The sequence below is a fragment of the Candidatus Nanopelagicales bacterium genome (assembly GCA_037045355.1).
Classification (GTDB): Bacteria; Actinomycetota; Actinomycetes; order S36-B12.
On sequence record JBAOHO010000014.1, the window covers coordinates 243,236 to 259,308 of the forward strand.

Below are 16,073 nucleotides of genomic sequence, written 5' to 3' on the forward strand. Positions count from 1 at the left end.
GGTGACCCCGCCGGTGCCACCTCCGCTCACCGCAGCAGAGCGCAGCGGTGCCCGTGACCGGGCACTGGTGGCCAGACGCACGAGGGCGGAGGTCAAGGCCAAGGTCAGGGCCGGGTACCTGTCCTTCTCACAAGTGGTCGACATCGCGTTCACGGACACCGAACAGGGCCGGGCGGTCGCGCGGATGACTGTCGGTGAACTCCTCCTGGCCCTCCCCGGTGTCGGACCCACCACTGCCGACCGACGGCTGGTGGAATTGGGGATCAACGGCGACCGCAGGCTGCGGGCGCTCGGTGAGCGTCAGCGCAGCCAACTGGTGGCGGTGTTCTGGTGATCCGCTGGTGTGACCTTCTCGTCGTCAGCGGACCCTCGGGTGTGGGCAAGGGCACCGTCATTGCCGAACTGCTGCACCGCCGCCCCGACGTGTGGCTGTCGGTATCGACCACCACCCGATCGCCGCGACCGGGGGAGGAGCACGGACGGTCGTACTTCTTCGTGTCGCGACCGGAATTCGAGGAAATGGCGGCTGCGGGCGGATTCCTCGAGTGGGCCGAATACGCCGGCAATCTCTACGGCACCGCACAGGCGCCGGTGGCCGAACGGATCGCCGCCGGTCAGCCTGTCGTTCTCGAGATCGACCTGGCCGGTGCCCGCCAGGTCCGCCAGCGTCACCCCGACGCACTGTTCGTCTTCCTCGCCCCACCCGACACTGCCGAGCTGAGGCGTCGTTTGGCAGGGCGCGGCACCGAGAGTGGTCCGGACGCCGAAGCCAGACTGCAGCGAGCCGTCGCCGAGATGGAAGCCGCCGACGAGTTCGACCACGTGGTCACGAATTCGCTGGTGTCCGAGTCCGTCGATCAGTTGCTACAGTTGTGGGACACCCGTCGCGCCTGACGCGACGCCAGCGGCGTCCGAACCCGCATTCACCTGACCCACGACGAGAGGCCACCCACATGAGCGCGCGTCCCGAGGGCATCACACATCCCTCCATCGACGAACTGCTCGCCACCACCGAGTCCAAGTACTCCCTGGTCATCTACGCCGCCCGGCGGGCCCGTCAGATCACTGGCTACTACTCGCAGATGGGCGACTACCTCCTGGAATACGTGGGGCCGCTGGTCGAGACCCACCCGCAGGAGAAGCCGATGAGCATTGCGCTGCGGGAGATCCACTCCGGCATGCTCGTGGCGACCACCGACGACGCCCCCGAGACTCCGATGACCGACTCGATCCCGGGCGAACCGGAGTTGGTGGCCATCGACACCACCGAGATGGTCGTCGTCGATGAGATCGCTGACGATGCAGCAGGCGTCGAGGTGATCGTCACCGACGAGCCGGCCTCCGACACCGAGTAGGCATAGTGCCCGCCGACCTGACCGGTCTGCGCATCGTGGTCGGCGTGTGCGGCGGGATCGCCGCGTACAAAGCCGCGGCACTGGTCCGGCTTCTCACCGAAGATGGCGCCGACGTGACTGTGGTGCCGACCGAGTCCGCTTTGCGCTTCGTAGGCGCCCCGACATGGGAAGCGCTGTCGGGTAAGCCCGTTAGCACCACCGTCTGGGAGCGGGTACCCGACGTGCAACACGTCCTGCTCGGGCAAAGTGCCGATCTCGTCGTCGTGGCACCCGCCACCGCCAACCTGCTCGGCAAGGCCGCCGCAGGACTTGCGGACGACCTGCTCACCACCACTTTGCTCACTGCCCACGGCCCGGTGGTCATGGCCCCCGCGATGCACACCGAGATGTGGCAGCACCCCGCCACCGAGGCCAACGTCGCGACTCTGCGCCGACGCGGTGTTCGGGTGATCGAACCTGACGTCGGACGGCTGACCGGGTCGGACTCAGGTCCGGGTCGGCTGCCCGAACCCGCTCAGATCGTTGCCGAGTGCCGTGCGGCGCTCGGTTCCGCCCACGATCTCGCCGGGCGCCGGATCCTGATCTCGGCGGGTGGCACCCGGGAACCCATCGACCCCGTGCGATTTCTCGGTAACCGCTCCAGCGGCCGGATGGGCTGGGCGCTGGCGCGAACAGCGGTCGCTCGAGGCGCAGAAGTCACAGTGGTTGCCGCGAATGTGTCACTGCCGACCCCCGCGAATGTCGACCGAACCGACGTGATCACCGCCGCCGATCTGCATGAGGAGATGCGCGCCCGGCAGGCGGACCACGACATCGTCGTCATGTGTGCTGCCGTAGCGGACTTTCGGCCCCGCACCGTCAGCGACGCCAAGTTGAAGAAGGGCTCGGACTCCGAGCCACAGTCGATCGAGTTGGAGCGGACTCCCGACGTCCTGGCCGATCTCGTCACCCACCGTTCGCCCGGCCAGGTCATCGTCGGATTCGCCGCCGAGACAGGTGACTCGAACGCCGACGCATTGACGCATGCGCGGGCCAAGTTGGCGGCCAAGGGGTGCGACTTCCTCGTCGTCAACGATGTCGGCGGCGGTTCGGTGTTCGGCGCCGATGACAATGAGGTGGTGGTCCTCGACGCGACGGGCGCGGCGGTGACCATCGACCGAGCGGACAAGACCCGAATCGCCGACTCCGTCTGGGATCGGCTCCTCGCAGTATCTGCGGGTTGATTCGGACGGGGCGGCGCCACCCGTTACCCTGTGGGGAACCCCGGGGGCCCGCCGCTCCCGGTCGGCAGCCGGAACTCCCGAGGAGCAATCCCCATGACCAAGCGACTCTTCACGTCTGAATCAGTGACTGAAGGCCACCCCGACAAGATGGCCGATCAGATCAGTGATGCGATCCTTGACGACCTCCTGCGGCAGGATCCCGGCAGCCGGGTAGCGGTCGAGACACTCCTCACCACTGGCCAGGTCCATGTTGCCGGCGAAGTCACCACCGAGGGCTACGCCGATGTGATCGAGATCGTCCGAGACGTTGTCCTGGACATCGGTTACGACTCCTCCGTCAAGGGATTCGACGGCGAGTCCTGTGGGGTGTCGGTATCGATCGGCAAGCAGTCACCAGACATCGCCCAGGGGGTGGACGATGCCTACGAGGAGCGGATCGACCGCAGCGGAGACCCGCTCGACCTGCAGGGCGCCGGTGATCAGGGGCTCATGTTCGGCTACGCCTGCCGCGACACCGACGCCTTGATGCCTCTGCCCATCTCGCTGTCGCACTCCCTGGCCGCCACCTTGGCTCGAGTTCGTCACGACGGTGTCCTGCCGTACCTGCGCCCCGACGGCAAGACCCAGGTCACCATCGAATACGACGGGGACAAGCCGGTGGCGGTCGAGACCGTCGTCATCAGCTCGCAGCACGCCAAGGACATCTCGCTGGACGGCATGCTGGCACCCGATCTGCGCAAACACATCCTCGAGCCCGTTCTGGATGACTTCGGATTCGCCGCTGACGACATCCGGTTCCTCGTCAATCCCACAGGCAAGTTCGAGATCGGCGGCCCCATGGGCGATGCGGGGTTGACGGGACGCAAGATCATCGTCGACACCTACGGAGGCATGGCCAGGCACGGTGGCGGCGCGTTCTCGGGCAAGGATCCCTCCAAGGTCGACCGCTCCGCCGCCTACGCGATGCGCTGGGTCGCCAAGAACGTCGTCGCTGCGGGCCTGGCGGACCGCTGTGAGGTTCAGGTCGCGTACGCCATCGGCAAGGCGCATCCCGTCGGACTCTTCGTGGAGACCTTCGGAACCGAGACGGTACCGACGGAGCAGATCGCCGGTGCCGTCATGGACACCTTCGACCTGCGCCCCGCCGCGATCATCCGCGACCTCGACTTGAAGCGGCCGATCTTCCGGCAGACCGCCGCCTACGGCCACTTCGGTCGAGAACTCGACGACTTCACCTGGGAGCGGACTGACCGGGCCGAGGACCTGGCCCGCGCCGTCAAGGGCTGATCCGTCTGTCCGATCAACTGCCCCTGATCGGACCGCGTGGCGGGCTGCGGCCCCGAACACCCGGACGTCCGGCGACCGGAGGCGACCGGCTCGTCGACGTTCTCGTCGACAGTCGATTGCCGCATCTGGCACGCGCGTTCACCTATTCGGTGCCCCACCGCCTGAGTCAGCGGGTGGCGCCCGGAGTGCGGGTCCGGGTGCGTCTGGCGGGCAAACTCACCGAAGGCTATGTCCTCTCCGGTGCGGCCGACTTTCGTGCTCCTGTCACCCCCATCGCATCGGTCGTGTCCGATGTCCCCGTTCTCACCACCGACATCCTTGCGCTGTGCCGTGAGGTAGCGACTCACTACGCCGGATCGGTCAGTGATGTCGTTCGGCTTGCTGTGCCCCCGCGGGTGGCCGGCGCCGAGACCGGGTGGCGCCCCGGATCTTCGCGTCCGCGCCGACAACCTCGCCCGGGCGTCGGACTCGCCGCTCATCCGTTCGTGGTGGAGGCCGCCGGCGGAGTCCCCGTGCGCGGTACTTGGGTCGCACCCGCGGGGGAGACTGGGCGGACCAATTGGCAGCAGTGGCCCGCGTTGTCACCGAGGCGGGTCGTTCGGTCGTCTTGGTGGCTCCGGACGCGCGCGATGTGGCTCCGCTGGCCGCCGCACTGCGATCTGCCGTACCCGGTCACACCGCGGTGCTCACCGCGGATGAGGGTCCCCGGGACCGGTACTCCGCATTCCTCGACGTCCTGAGTGGACAGGCCCATGTGGTGGTCGGAACCCGGGCCGCTGCGTTCGCACCGGTGCTCGACCCCGGTTTGCTGGTCGTGTGGGATGACGGCGACTCCTCCCTGGCCGAACAGCGGGCTCCCTATCCACACGCTCGAGAAGTGCTGGCCTTGCGCAGCCATCTCCAGACGTGCGCGCTGTTGTTGGCGGGACACACCCGATCCGCCGAGACCCAGCGATGGCTGGATGCCGGCTGGTGCTTGGATCTGACTGATCAGGCAGCCGTCCGCTCCCGCCGCCCGCATGTGTTCTCGACCATCGACCGGGTGCGTTCACCGTTCGACCTCGTGCGACGGCTGCCGCAGTCGACGGTGGCTGCGCTGCGAACGGGACTCGATGCCGGACCTGTGTTGGTGCAGGTGTCCCGGCGCGGTTACCTGCCCTTGACTGCCTGTCAGACGTGCCGCGAACTCGCTGAGTGTCCTCGCTGCGGCGGACCGTTGGAGGTCGCCGCCAACGGGTCGGTGCAGTGTCGCCGCTGCTCGGCGGCCGACGAGTTCCACTGCCCCTCGTGCGGGGGGACCCGGTTGCGGGCGGTGCGCTCCGGCGCGAGCCGCACCGCGGAGGAACTGGGTCGGCTGTTCGGGGGGATACCGGTGCTGCAGAGCACCGCCGAGCACCCAGTCGCCACTGTCGCGCACACCGCGATCGTGGTGGCCACCGCCGGCGTTGAGCCAATCGCCGCCGGCGGTTACACGGCTGGAGCGATCCTGGACGCCCAGGAGGATCTGTGGCGGGTAGGTGTCCGCTCGCGTGAGGAAGCAGGTCGACGCTGGTTCAACGCCGCGGCCCTGCTGCGTCCGGGGGCACCTCTGGCACTCAGCGCCGATTCCGACGACCCCGTCGTCCAGGCGCTGATCCGCTGGGATCCCGGGGTCCTGGCAGCCGACGAACTGAAGCGTCGCACAGCCGCCGGTCTACCGCCCGCACAACAAGTCGCTCAGATCGACGGTTCCCCGACCGACCTCGAGGAGGTCATCGCCGCGCTGTCTGGCGAGGTCGATGTGCTGGGACCGCGTGAGATCACCGGTTCCACGGCGCGAGCACTGTTGCGTTCGTCGGACTTCCCGTCGTTGCGTGATGAGCTGCGTACCATCATCATGGCTCGCTCCGCCCGCCACAGAGGTGGTGCCGTCCGCGTTCAGGTCGATCCGGTCGCGCTGGACTGATCGTGCGTTCATGACGAGTCCGACTCGTGTCCTGCCGGCGCCTCCCCGCCGCCCCCGACTGTGCGCTGGATCGAACGCCGGCCGGGACTGGGTAGGCTGACTCGGTCGAAAGGAGTCCAGTGGCGCTGCGACAGATCAGGCTGTTCGGCGATCCAGTGCTGCGGACCGTCGCCCAACCGGTGGAGACCTTCGACAAGGAACTGCGGCGACTCGTGCAGGACCTGACCGACACGATGCTCGACGCTCCCGGCGCCGGGCTGTCGGCGCCGCAACTCGGCGTGAGCCTGCGGGTCTTCACCTGGTACACCGACGGTGAACTGGGCCACCTGGTAAATCCGGATTTGGACCTGTCCGCAGATTCCGAGGAACTGGAAGAGGGATGTCTCTCCCTGCCCGGAATCCACGCACTCACCCCCCGGGCCATACGAGTGGTGGCCAGGGGTCAGAACATGTTCGGTGAACCGGTCACTGTCGAAGGTTCGGCGATCACGGCACGCGCGATCCAGCATGAGACGGATCACCTCGACGGGGTGTTGTTCATCGACAGGCTGGATTCCGAACAGCGCAAAGCAGCGCTTCGCGCCATCCGGGACGCTGAGTGGTTCGGTACCGAGGCGCCCGCTGTGCGCGTCAGTCCCCACGCGGTGACCGAACGGTGGCGGTGAGACGTGCGACTCCTCTTCGCGGGGACACCGGAACCAGCCGTGCCCGCACTGCAGCGTCTGCTGGCGTCGCGGCACGATGTCGTCGCCGTGCTCACCAGACCCGATGCACCGGTGGGCCGTGGTCGGCGTCTGGCCCGATCTGAGGTCGCCCGCGTCGCCGATGAGGCCGGAATCCCCGTGTTGCAGCCGTCGGGGCTGCGAGACCCCGCGGCCTTGACCACGATCCGGGACCTGAAGGTCGATGCCTGTCCGATCGTCGCCTACGGCAATCTGATCCCGAGCCCACTGCTGTCTGCGCTGCCACACGGATGGATCAACCTGCACTTCTCGCTACTGCCGGCGTGGCGAGGGGCAGCGCCGGTGCAACATGCGATCTGGCACGGTGATGATCTCACCGGTGCCACCACGTTCCTGCTGGACGAAGGGATGGACACCGGGCCCGTCTTCGGCACGGTGACGGAACCGGTGCACCCGCGCGACACCGCAGGTGATCTGTTGGCCCGGCTGGCGGTCTCAGGAGCCGAGCTACTCGCCGTCACCCTCGATGCGGTGGAGTCCGGCGACGTTGTCGCTGTCCCGCAAGGCGACGACGGGGCCAGCCTGGCTCCCAAGATCACTTCGGAGGACGCTCGGGTCGCCTGGCAGCAGCCAAGCCTTGCGGTGGACCGCCAGATCCGGGCGTTCACTCCCGCGCCAGGTGCCTGGACCACGCTGCGGGACATCCGGGTCAAGATCGCTCCGGTGCTCCCCGTACCCGGTCATGAGGATCTGGACGCGGTTCCCGGGCAACTGCGCGAGTCCGGCCGCAAAACGTGGCTCGTCGCCACCGGGTCGGGCGCGGTGCAACTCACGGACGTCCAACCGGCGGGCAAACGCAGCATGCCTGCCGCCGACTGGTTGCGAGGGCTGCGGCCCGGTGCGGGCGAGACATTCCGTTGACGCCTCCCCACCAGCCGTTGACGCCTCCCCACCAGCCGCGCGAGGCAACTGCTCGCGACATCGCCCTTGAGGTCCTCATCGCTGTCAGCACAGAGAACGCCTACGCCAATCTCCTGCTGAGCCAGCTCCTGCGGCGGCATCGCACCGATCGCCGTGACTCAGCTCTGGCGACGGAGCTGGTGTTCGGGACTCTGCGGTTGCAGGGAAGATACGACGCGGTCATTGCCGCCTGCTCCACACGTCCGCTGGAGCGCATCGACCCAGTGGTCCGCGACGCCTTGCGCCTCGGGTCGCATCAGATCCTCGACATGGCGACCCCGGCCTACGCTGCCGTGTCGGCGACCGTCGACCAGGTGCGCAGACGCCGAGGTCCGGGAGCTGCGAAGTTCGCGAATGCGATACTGCGCGCGGTTGCTCGCCGATCCTGGCCGGAGTGGCTCGCGGAAATCGCGCCGTTCCCTGAGCAAGCGGTCGGTGAGATCGTCGGTTCGTCCCTCTCCGGTCAGGCCGCCGTTTCTTCCGTGCAGTTGGAGGGCCGGCAGTCGGAGGAGCTGCTGCCGCGCTGGGAGGTCGAGTTCTCGCATCCCGTCTGGATCATCAGGTCCTTGCTTGACGCCCTCGACAAGCAGCGGGCAAGGGACGAGATCGAGGCTTTGTTGCAGCGCAACAATGAGCCCGCCCGTCACTCTGGTTGCCAGGCCCACCCGGATCTCCGCACGAGAACTCACCATCCGCAACCGGAGGGGAGACCGGCCGATGGTCCCCCTGGGCGGTTCGGGTGGCCGGTGACCCGGGTCGGTTCGCGGCCGTGCGCGATCATCGGGCCGCTGTACAGGATGAAGGCAGTCAGTTGATGGCCTTGGCCGTGTCCCGGCTCGACACTCCGCCCGGCGACTGGCTGGATCTGTGTGCCGGGCCCGGTGGCAAGACAGCGGACCTCGCGGGACCGGCTGCCTCGATGGGTGCGACCCTGACGGCCGTCGAGCAGCATCCTCATCGTGCCGATCTGATTCGTCAGACAGTCGCCGGCGGTCCTCCGGTGGACGTGCGGACGGGGGACGCGCTGGAGGTTGGACCGCAGCGGTACTCGAGGATCCTGCTCGACGCCCCATGCACCGGATTGGGTGCGCTGCGCCGCCGCCCGGAGCTGCGGTGGCGCCGCACGCCTGCGGACCTGCCTCAACTGCGTGCCAGCCAATTGGCCCTGTTGGCTCGAGCGGTCGACCTGCTGGTGCCAGGGGGATGCCTCGCTTACGTGACCTGTTCCCCACATGTGGCGGAAACCCATGACATCGTCAGCGCAGTCCGCAGACGGCACCCCGACCTCCAACAGGTACCGGCCGCGCATCTGTTGCCAGAGGTCGCTGACTGCGCCGTCGGGGATTTCGTGCAGCTGTGGCCACATCGCCATGACACCGACGCGATGTTCCTCGCGGTACTGCGCCGGCCGATGTGAACCCCGGCCACCGCTGTCGGCAGACGCATCCCGTGCCGGCAGGTCAGGGCCAGTGACCGCGGAGCAGTGGCCAGCGCCGGCAGATCAGAAGTGGGTGTGGTCGGACGCAGACTTCATCGGCCGTAGCCGTAGCCGTAGCCGAACCCGAACCCCACCCGGATCCGGCTTGGTCCGGGTGGCTGGTCAGGTTCGCAGGGGGTGTTCGGGGATGTCGTGGTGGGTGATGCCGGTGGGGGTGGCCCAGGTCCAGCCGCTGGGGCTGTCGCCGTCGGGGGTGTGACCGTCGGGGCTGTGACCGTAGGGGCGGTCGCTGTCGGGGCTGTGACCGTGGGGGCCGTTGTTGGTCAGTTTCCAATGTCTGTGTGTTTTGAGGTTGTGGTGGCGCCTGCAAACGGGTCCGAGATTGTCTGCTGTGGTGTCGCCGTCGGGCCAGGGCACGGTGTGGTCGAGGTCGCAGCGGTGCGCGGGGGCGCGGCAGCCGGGCATGCGGCAGTACGGTTCACGGGCTCGGATCAGCCGCGCCAACGCCGCGGATGGGGTGTAGGTCCGCGCGCTGGTGGCGGTGACGTGTGCGGTGGTGGGTTCGGTGATCCACCACCGCCATTTGCGGTCCGCGGCCAGTTCGCGGGCGATCTCGGCGGGGATCGGTCCGCAGCCGGGGATCTCACCAGCGTGGTCGGCCAGGGCGAGCAAGGTGGCGGCGTCGATGACCACCGCGACCTCCCCTCGCCCCGGGGTCACCCGCGGCGGGCGGGAACCCGACCAGAACCAGAACCAGAGCCCGGGCCTGAACCCGGGCCCGAACCGAGCCTGAGGTCGCGTCGCAGCCTGAGCCCGGGCCTGAACCCGGGCCCGAGTCCGGCCCTGGGGCTGAGTCGGGGTTCGAGGCTGGCTGCGGCGGTGCGCCTGACGCCTCCCCGTCGACCGCCCCCGGGCCTGAATCGCAGCCCGAGCCCAGATCAGAGCCCGATCCTGAGGCGGGGTCCGGGTCTGACGGTGGCGGCGCGACCGCCGTCTCTGCGTCCCCCGCGCTTGAGTCTGGGCCTGAGCCGAACCCGAGTCGCAGCCCGATCCCGACCCTGACTTCGGGCCTGACACGGCGGTCGCGCGACTGGCTGCCTGGTCGAGGAGCAGGTCGGTGAACACGTCGGCGCGTTTGTGGTCCGCGGTGCGGTCATCGTCGGGGTCGGTGAGGTGGTGGGCGAGGTCGTGCAGGCGGTCCATGATGCGTACCGCGACGTCATCGGGGAGGTCCGCGATGATCGTGCCCACGCGCCCGTCGCGGGTCATGGTGACCCGCCGCCCCGTCTTCGCGCGTTGGCGGGTCGCGCGGAGATCCACGTGCAGTGACGCGGCGATGCGGGTCAGGCACTGGCGGACCTCCGTGATCGTCCACGCCCGCGCCCCGGTGACGTGACGAGCGCGTAGTTTCTCGATCAAGATGTCCACGACCAGGTCCGCGCGCGCGGGGGCGTCGCGGGTCAACTCGTGCAGGTCGCAGGTGACCGCGCGGGCCATGAACCCCGTGACCAGGCCCTGCTCCACCGCGGCCGACAGCGCGGGGCGCGCGATCAACGCGCGCGCGGACTGCACCCGGGTCCGCGCCCCGCGGGGGGACACGCGTAGTGCGGGGGCCAGTTCGTCGACGGCGGGGTCGACCACGGTACCCATCCGCGGGTCGTCGCGGTCCCAGTCCACAACCTGAACCGTCGCACCAGCGGCGGCGGCCACCGCCACCGTGGCCTGATGATCGATCCACGACGCCACCGCCGCCCACGCCGCGCACACCACCGTCATACACGCACACGGAGACCCCGAGCGCCCCGTGGGGCGCAGATACGACGGATGCTCCACATGAGGGTCCGGGCAGCGCCACCGCGACTGCGGGTCCAACCCCAGCAACGCCGTCACCAAGTCTGGACCCAGCGGGACATCCAGCAACGCGCGCACCGCAGGGCGCAGCGGCGCGTCCCACCACCCCGCCTGCACCCACCCCGGCCGCGACCCCACCCACATCGCCCGCGCCGACCCCCCCGACCCCGGCAACGGCAACACCGGATCCGTGCCGGCTGCCTCCGAGGCGGGATCCGCGGGGGGTCGAGGGGGAGGGTCCCCCGACATGTCATTCGAACTCATGTTCGAAACCTACGCCTCGGGTCCGACACCCATCACCGCCCCGACACGACCCGGGACACACCCGCGACCACGACACCTGTGGACAACCCCGGGCCGACAGACGCCACCCCGACCGACGCCGCCCCGGAAAGCGCCGAATCACCCAGCACCCAGACGACACTTGGGGCTTGCGCCTCCGTGGAGGTGTGGGCCACGAGTGGGAGTCTCTGGATTGTTCAACGATCTAGAGATGGAGCCCGCTCGTGACCCACGAAGACATTGTGTATGACCGTCGTGTCCGTTTGATTCAGTACGCCGCCGCGTGCGGCAACGTGTCGCATGCCTGCCGGGTGTTTGGGGTGTCGCGCAAGACGTACTACCAGTGGATCAACACCGCCAGCCGGTACGGCACGTCGGGGTTGCTGCCCAAGGACCGCCGCAGGCCACATCAGCCCAATGCGATGAGCCCCGAGGAGGTGTCGACCATCCTCGCCGAAGCCATCGCGCGGCCCACGCTGGGTCCGAAGAGCCTGCTGCGCCACCTCGCGGCCCGTGGCGTGCACCGCTCCGCGTCCGGGGTGGCCAAGGTGCTGCGCCGCCACCAGCTGGGCACCGCGAAACAGCGGGTCGCGGCGTTGGCGTCACTGACCGCCGCTGAGGCCGGGCAGGTCACCGACGCCGCCGCCGAAGGCCCGTTCGGGTTTTGCCTATACGCCACCAAGCCCGGGCAGGTGGTGTCGCTGGACACGTTCTACGTCGGCCGGCTCAAAGGTGTCGGAGCGGTGTGGCAGCTGACCGCGGTCGATGTGGCCACCCGCCACGCCGTCGTGCAGATCATCGTCGGAGACAAGACCGCCGCCGTCGCTGCGGCGTTTCTGACCGACCTGAAACGGGCGCTGCGCCGCGTGGGAGTCACCATGACCGGCGTGCTGACGGACAACGGCCCCGAGTTCGTCGGACGAGCGTTCCAAGACCGCGCCGCGGCCATGGGCTTGACGCACCACCGCATCCCGCCGCGGTCTCCGAATCACAACTCCGTGTGTGAACGCTTCCACGGCACCGTGCTGCGCGAGTTCTACCGGCCCCACTTCCACCGCGGCCGCGTCGACGACACCGCACTGCTCGACAAGTCCCTGCAGACCTGGATCCACGACTACAACAACCACCGCCCCAACCACGGGGACTACATGCGCGGACGAACCCCACGCCAAGTCCGCCTGGACCTGACCCGCCGACTACGCAAGACTGCCGCCTGACAGCGAAACCATCGCCGTCCCAGAGACACCCAACTGTAACAACTAGAGGGACAGTCCAGCCCCAACTCCCGGCCACCGTCTGGGTGGCTGAGGGATTACGGCGAGAACCAGATCCGCAGCAACCTCACGGCCCTCTAATCCACGCGACCATCGCCATTGGCTCGCGGGCCGTCCAGCGCACCCCCTAACCTGAGGGATCGTGACCGTCCAGATCTCCCCCAGCATCCTGTCGAGCGATTTCGCGGCGTTGGCCGCTGAGTGTGGTCGGGTCTCGTCGGCCGACTGGCTGCATGTCGATGTGATGGACAACCATTTCGTGCCGAACCTCACCTTGGGGCTGCCCGTCGTGGCGGCGCTGCTGCCGCATGTGTCCACCCCGGTGGACTGCCACCTCATGATCGACGACCCCGATCGTTGGGCACCGGCCTATGCGGACGTGGGCGCCGGTTCGGTCACTTTCCATGCTGAGGCCGCGCATGCACCGATCCGACTGGCCCGCGAGATACGGGCGTTGGGTGCGCGCGTTGGCTTGGGGTTGAAACCCGCCACCCCGGTCGAGCCGTATGCCGACCTCCTGTCCGAGATCGACATGTTGCTGGTCATGACCGTCGAACCGGGGTTCGGTGGCCAGAAGTTCCTGGATGTCGTCGTGCCCAAGATCCGACGTGCGCGAGAACTGATCGCAGCCAGCGGGACGCAGGTGTGGCTCCAGGTCGACGGAGGCGTCGACGAGGACACCATCGGGACGTGTGCTGAGGCCGGGGCCGATGTGTTCGTCGCCGGGAGCGCGGTGTTTGGCGCCGAGGATCCCGATCGGATGGTTCGGCATCTGCGGGAATTGGCCGAACATGCGAGTTCCCAGTGACCAGTACGGAACCCGCGGTCGATGTGGCGATGCGTCAGGCGATCGAACTGGCGGCGGGTACGCGTGATCCGAGCCCGAACCCCCGGGTCGGATGTGTGCTGTTGTCTCCGGACGGAGAGGTCATCGCCACGGGAGCGCACGAAGGGGCCGGCACACCTCACGCCGAGGTCATCGCTCTGGCGGTTGCCGGATCCCGCGCTCGTGGTTCGACTGCCGTCGTCACACTCGAACCGTGCAACCACACCGGCCGTACCGGGCCGTGTTCCGAAGCCCTGATCGCCGCCGGGGTCGCCCGGGTCGTCTTCGGGCAGTCCGATCCGAATCCGGAAGCAGCGGGTGGCGCGGACAGGCTGCGTGCCGCGGGCGTCACCGTCACCGGAGGGCTGCGCGAGAAAGAAGCCGCCGACCTGAATCGAATCTGGAGTTTCGCGATGGCTCAGCAGCGGCCGGAAATCACCTGGAAGATCGCCGCGACGCTGGATGGGAAGGTGGCCGCTCCCGACGGCACAAGTCGTTGGATCACCGGCGATGCAGCGCGCGAACAGGTCCACGAACTGCGGGCCGGACACCGACGCAGTCCTGGTCGGAACAACCACAGTGCTGACGGATGATCCGGAACTGACCGCCCGCACGGGGTCGGTCGTCGGACAGCCGTGGCGGGTGGTGATGGGCCAGCGGTCCGTGCCGGCGGGAGCGCGGGTTCGGCTGGCAGATCCCACGGATCGGTTCTGGCAGATTCCGAGCCGGGACCCGGTCTTCGCCGCCGAGCAGATGGCCCGACGAGGGATTCACACTGTGCTGCTCGAGGGAGGGCCGGCGCTCGCGGGATCGTTCCTGCGAGCGGGTCTCATCGATCGCATCATCTGGTACACGGCACCGGCTCTCCTCGGGGCTGGTCAACCGGCAGTGGCTGATCTGGGGGTCGGTTCCATGGCCGGAATCGTGCGCCTGGAACTACTCGATGTGCTGCGTGTGGGCGATGATGTCCGTATCGACCTGCGCCCCTCGGGTGCCTGAGTGGAGGCAGTCATGTTCACCGGCATCGTCGAAGAGGTGGGTCGTATCGCGCGGATCGAACCCGTCGCCGATGATGCGGCGCGCTTGGCCATCACCGCTGACACGACGTTGGCGGGAACCGGTCCCGGTGATTCGATCGCGGTCAACGGAGTATGCCTGACGGTGGCCGACCTGCAGGCCACCGGATTCGTCGCTGACGTCATGCCAGAGACTATGCGCCGCACGACATTGGGTGACCTGACACCGGGAACTGCGGTCAACCTCGAACGTGCCGTCACCCCTGCGACCAGGCTGGGTGGCCACATCGTGCAGGGTCACATCGATGTCGTCGGGAGGATCGCCGAGCGCAGGCCGGACGGCGACTTCGACGAGGTCGTGATCGACCTGCCGCTGGAGTTCGCGCGCTATGTCGCGGAGAAGGGCTCGATCGGTGTTGATGGGGTGTCGCTCACGGTCGCTGGAGTTGGAGACGACGATGGCCGACACTGGTTCTCGGTGGCGCTGATCCCCACCACTCTCAGCCACACCACACTGGGGACCCTCGCCGAAGGGGACAGCGTGAATCTGGAGGTCGACGTGATCGCCAAGTACGTCGAGCGGATGATGTCCGCGGGCGACCGGTGATCCCGGCCGATCGGCTCCTGGCCGACGATGACACCCCCGACCCTCCGGCCCGGCCCGATCGCCAACCCGCCGAGCCCGCCGAGCCCGCCCACGTACGGCTCGACCCCGTGCCTGCCGCCGTCGAGGCAATCGCCGCGGGCAGGGCGGTCGTCGTGGTCGATGATGCCGACCGGGAGAACGAGGGCGACCTGGTGTTCGCGGCCGGTAAGGCCACCGCCGACTTGGTCGGCTTCATGATCCGCTACACGTCGGGCGTGATCTGCGTCCCGATGCCCGGGGAGCGGCTCGACCGCCTGGACCTGCCTCCGATGACCTCCGTCAACGAAGATCGCAAACAGACCGCCTACTCGGTCTCCGTTGATGCCCGCGATGGTGTGACCACCGGGATCTCCGCGACCGACCGGGCGCACACCATCCGGGTACTCGCCGACAGCGCCACGGAACCCTGGGAGTTGACCCGGCCCGGCCATGTTTTCCCGTTGCGTGCGGTCCCTGGGGGAGTGTTGCGCCGAGCCGGCCACACTGAAGCGGCCGTCGAACTGGCCCGGCTGGGCGGGCTGTCCCCGGCGGGGGCGATCTGTGAACTCGTCAACGATGACGGTTCCATGATGAGGGCGCCGGACTGCCGGAAGTTCGCGGACGACCACGACCTGCTGATGATCTCCATCGCTGATCTCATCGCTCATGTGCGCCGCACCGAGTCGCAGATCGAGCGGGTCGTGGAGACGCCACTTCCCACGTGGTACGGGGAGTTCCGTGCCGTCGGCTACCGCTCGACGATCGACAATCAGGAGCACGTCGCACTCGTCGCCGGCGATATCGGTGACGGTCGCGACATCCTGGTCCGAGTGCACTCGGAATGCCTCACCGGCGACGCTTTGGGTTCCATGCGGTGCGACTGCGGTCCGCAGTTGCACGCAGCTCTCGAGCAGGTGGCGGACGAGGGTCGTGGCGTGGTGCTCTACCTGCGAGGCCACGAGGGACGCGGGATCGGGCTGCTCCACAAGCTGGCCGCCTACCGGCTGCAGGACGCCGGTAGGGACACAGTGGATGCCAATCTCGACCTCGGTCTGCCGGCTGACGCCCGCGAGTACGGCACGGGTGCGCAGATTCTGGCGGACTTGGGCGTGCGCACGCTGCGGCTGCTCACGAACAACCCGGCCAAGCGGGCCGGTCTCGAGGGCTATGGTCTGAGCATCGTGGAACGTATCCCGCTCCTCGTCGGCCAGACCGATCAGAACCGCGGCTATCTGCGCACCAAGGCGGAGCGGATGGGGCACGATCTGGGGCAGCTGCCGCCAGGGATGTCGAGCGAATGGTGAAGCG

General features: G+C 68.3%; 17 protein-coding genes and 1 pseudogene. 16 read left to right on the forward strand and 2 right to left on the reverse strand.

Features of this window, described 5'->3' with window-relative positions:
- Position 1 precedes the first annotated feature (1 nt).
- From mihF to V9E98_09565, 10 genes and pseudogenes are all read left to right on the forward strand, one after another.
- Positions 2–334 carry an integration host factor, actinobacterial type gene (gene mihF / locus V9E98_09520; GenBank protein ID MEI2717219.1) on the forward strand — a complete coding sequence of 111 codons (333 nt, stop codon included), beginning with the start codon at positions 2–4 and terminating at the stop codon, positions 332–334.
- A complete protein-coding gene (gmk, locus tag V9E98_09525) occupies positions 331–894 on the forward strand; it encodes a guanylate kinase (GenBank protein ID MEI2717220.1) in 564 nt (187 codons plus the stop codon). Before mihF ends, gmk begins: the two co-directional genes overlap by 4 nt.
- Positions 895–953: 59 nt before the next feature.
- Positions 954–1,184, forward strand: a pseudogene (gene rpoZ / locus V9E98_09530) (DNA-directed RNA polymerase subunit omega).
- A 176-nt stretch (positions 1,185–1,360) separates the two neighbouring features.
- A complete protein-coding gene (gene coaBC, locus V9E98_09535) occupies positions 1,361–2,578 on the forward strand; it encodes a bifunctional phosphopantothenoylcysteine decarboxylase/phosphopantothenate--cysteine ligase CoaBC (GenBank protein MEI2717221.1) in 1,218 nt (405 codons plus the stop codon).
- Positions 2,579–2,671: 93 nt separating this feature from the next.
- Positions 2,672–3,865: a methionine adenosyltransferase gene (gene metK, locus V9E98_09540; GenBank protein MEI2717222.1), complete on the forward strand. Its 1,194-nt coding sequence runs from the start codon at positions 2,672–2,674 to the stop codon at positions 3,863–3,865.
- Positions 3,866–4,433: 568 nt separating this feature from the next.
- A complete protein-coding gene (locus tag V9E98_09545; protein ID MEI2717223.1) occupies positions 4,434–5,810 on the forward strand; it encodes a hypothetical protein in 1,377 nt (458 codons plus the stop codon).
- A gap of 119 nt (positions 5,811–5,929) precedes the next feature.
- Positions 5,930–6,475 (forward strand): peptide deformylase, encoded by a 546-nt coding sequence (gene def / locus V9E98_09550; GenBank protein MEI2717224.1) that lies wholly within the window; start codon positions 5,930–5,932, stop codon positions 6,473–6,475.
- Positions 6,476–6,478: 3 nt separating this feature from the next.
- Positions 6,479–7,414: a methionyl-tRNA formyltransferase gene (gene fmt / locus V9E98_09555; protein MEI2717225.1), complete on the forward strand. Its 936-nt coding sequence runs from the start codon at positions 6,479–6,481 to the stop codon at positions 7,412–7,414.
- Between the two features lie 17 nt (positions 7,415–7,431).
- Positions 7,432–8,268: a transcription antitermination factor NusB gene (locus V9E98_09560; protein ID MEI2717226.1), complete on the forward strand. Its 837-nt coding sequence runs from the start codon at positions 7,432–7,434 to the stop codon at positions 8,266–8,268.
- Entirely contained in the window at positions 8,268–8,870 is a 603-nt protein-coding gene (locus V9E98_09565; protein MEI2717227.1) for a hypothetical protein, read from the forward strand. The genes V9E98_09560 and V9E98_09565 overlap by 1 nt, the downstream gene beginning before the upstream one ends.
- A gap of 183 nt (positions 8,871–9,053) precedes the next feature.
- Here the strand turns inward: V9E98_09565 and V9E98_09570 are convergent, their stop codons facing one another.
- Both V9E98_09570 and V9E98_09575 read right to left on the reverse strand, forming a co-directional pair.
- The gene (locus tag V9E98_09570) at positions 9,054–11,006 is read right to left on the reverse strand and encodes a hypothetical protein (protein ID MEI2717228.1); all 1,953 of its coding nucleotides are present in this window, start codon (positions 11,004–11,006) and stop codon (positions 9,054–9,056) included.
- A 32-nt stretch (positions 11,007–11,038) separates the two neighbouring features.
- Positions 11,039–11,200: a hypothetical protein gene (locus tag V9E98_09575; protein ID MEI2717229.1), complete on the reverse strand. Its 162-nt coding sequence runs from the start codon at positions 11,198–11,200 to the stop codon at positions 11,039–11,041.
- A gap of 48 nt (positions 11,201–11,248) precedes the next feature.
- Here V9E98_09575 and V9E98_09580 point away from each other — a divergent pair, with 48 nt between their 5' ends.
- The 6 genes from V9E98_09580 to V9E98_09605 all read left to right on the forward strand — a co-directional run bounded on the left by V9E98_09580 (position 11,249) and on the right by V9E98_09605 (position 16,069).
- Positions 11,249–12,241 (forward strand): helix-turn-helix domain-containing protein, encoded by a 993-nt coding sequence (locus V9E98_09580; GenBank protein MEI2717230.1) that lies wholly within the window; start codon positions 11,249–11,251, stop codon positions 12,239–12,241.
- A 199-nt stretch (positions 12,242–12,440) separates the two neighbouring features.
- Positions 12,441–13,106, forward strand: a complete 666-nt coding sequence (gene rpe / locus V9E98_09585; GenBank protein MEI2717231.1) for a ribulose-phosphate 3-epimerase — start codon at positions 12,441–12,443, stop codon at positions 13,104–13,106.
- Positions 13,103–13,717, forward strand: coding sequence for a bifunctional diaminohydroxyphosphoribosylaminopyrimidine deaminase/5-amino-6-(5-phosphoribosylamino)uracil reductase RibD (gene ribD / locus V9E98_09590; GenBank protein ID MEI2717232.1), 615 nt, complete (start codon positions 13,103–13,105; stop codon positions 13,715–13,717). The genes rpe and ribD overlap by 4 nt, the downstream gene beginning before the upstream one ends.
- Positions 13,704–14,123 carry a dihydrofolate reductase family protein gene (locus V9E98_09595; GenBank protein MEI2717233.1) on the forward strand — a complete coding sequence of 140 codons (420 nt, stop codon included), beginning with the start codon at positions 13,704–13,706 and terminating at the stop codon, positions 14,121–14,123. The genes ribD and V9E98_09595 overlap by 14 nt, the downstream gene beginning before the upstream one ends.
- Positions 14,124–14,747, forward strand: coding sequence for a riboflavin synthase (locus V9E98_09600; GenBank protein ID MEI2717234.1), 624 nt, complete (start codon positions 14,124–14,126; stop codon positions 14,745–14,747).
- A complete protein-coding gene (locus V9E98_09605; protein ID MEI2717235.1) occupies positions 14,744–16,069 on the forward strand; it encodes a bifunctional 3,4-dihydroxy-2-butanone-4-phosphate synthase/GTP cyclohydrolase II in 1,326 nt (441 codons plus the stop codon). Before V9E98_09600 ends, V9E98_09605 begins: the two co-directional genes overlap by 4 nt.
- Positions 16,070–16,073: the final 4 nt, after the last annotated feature.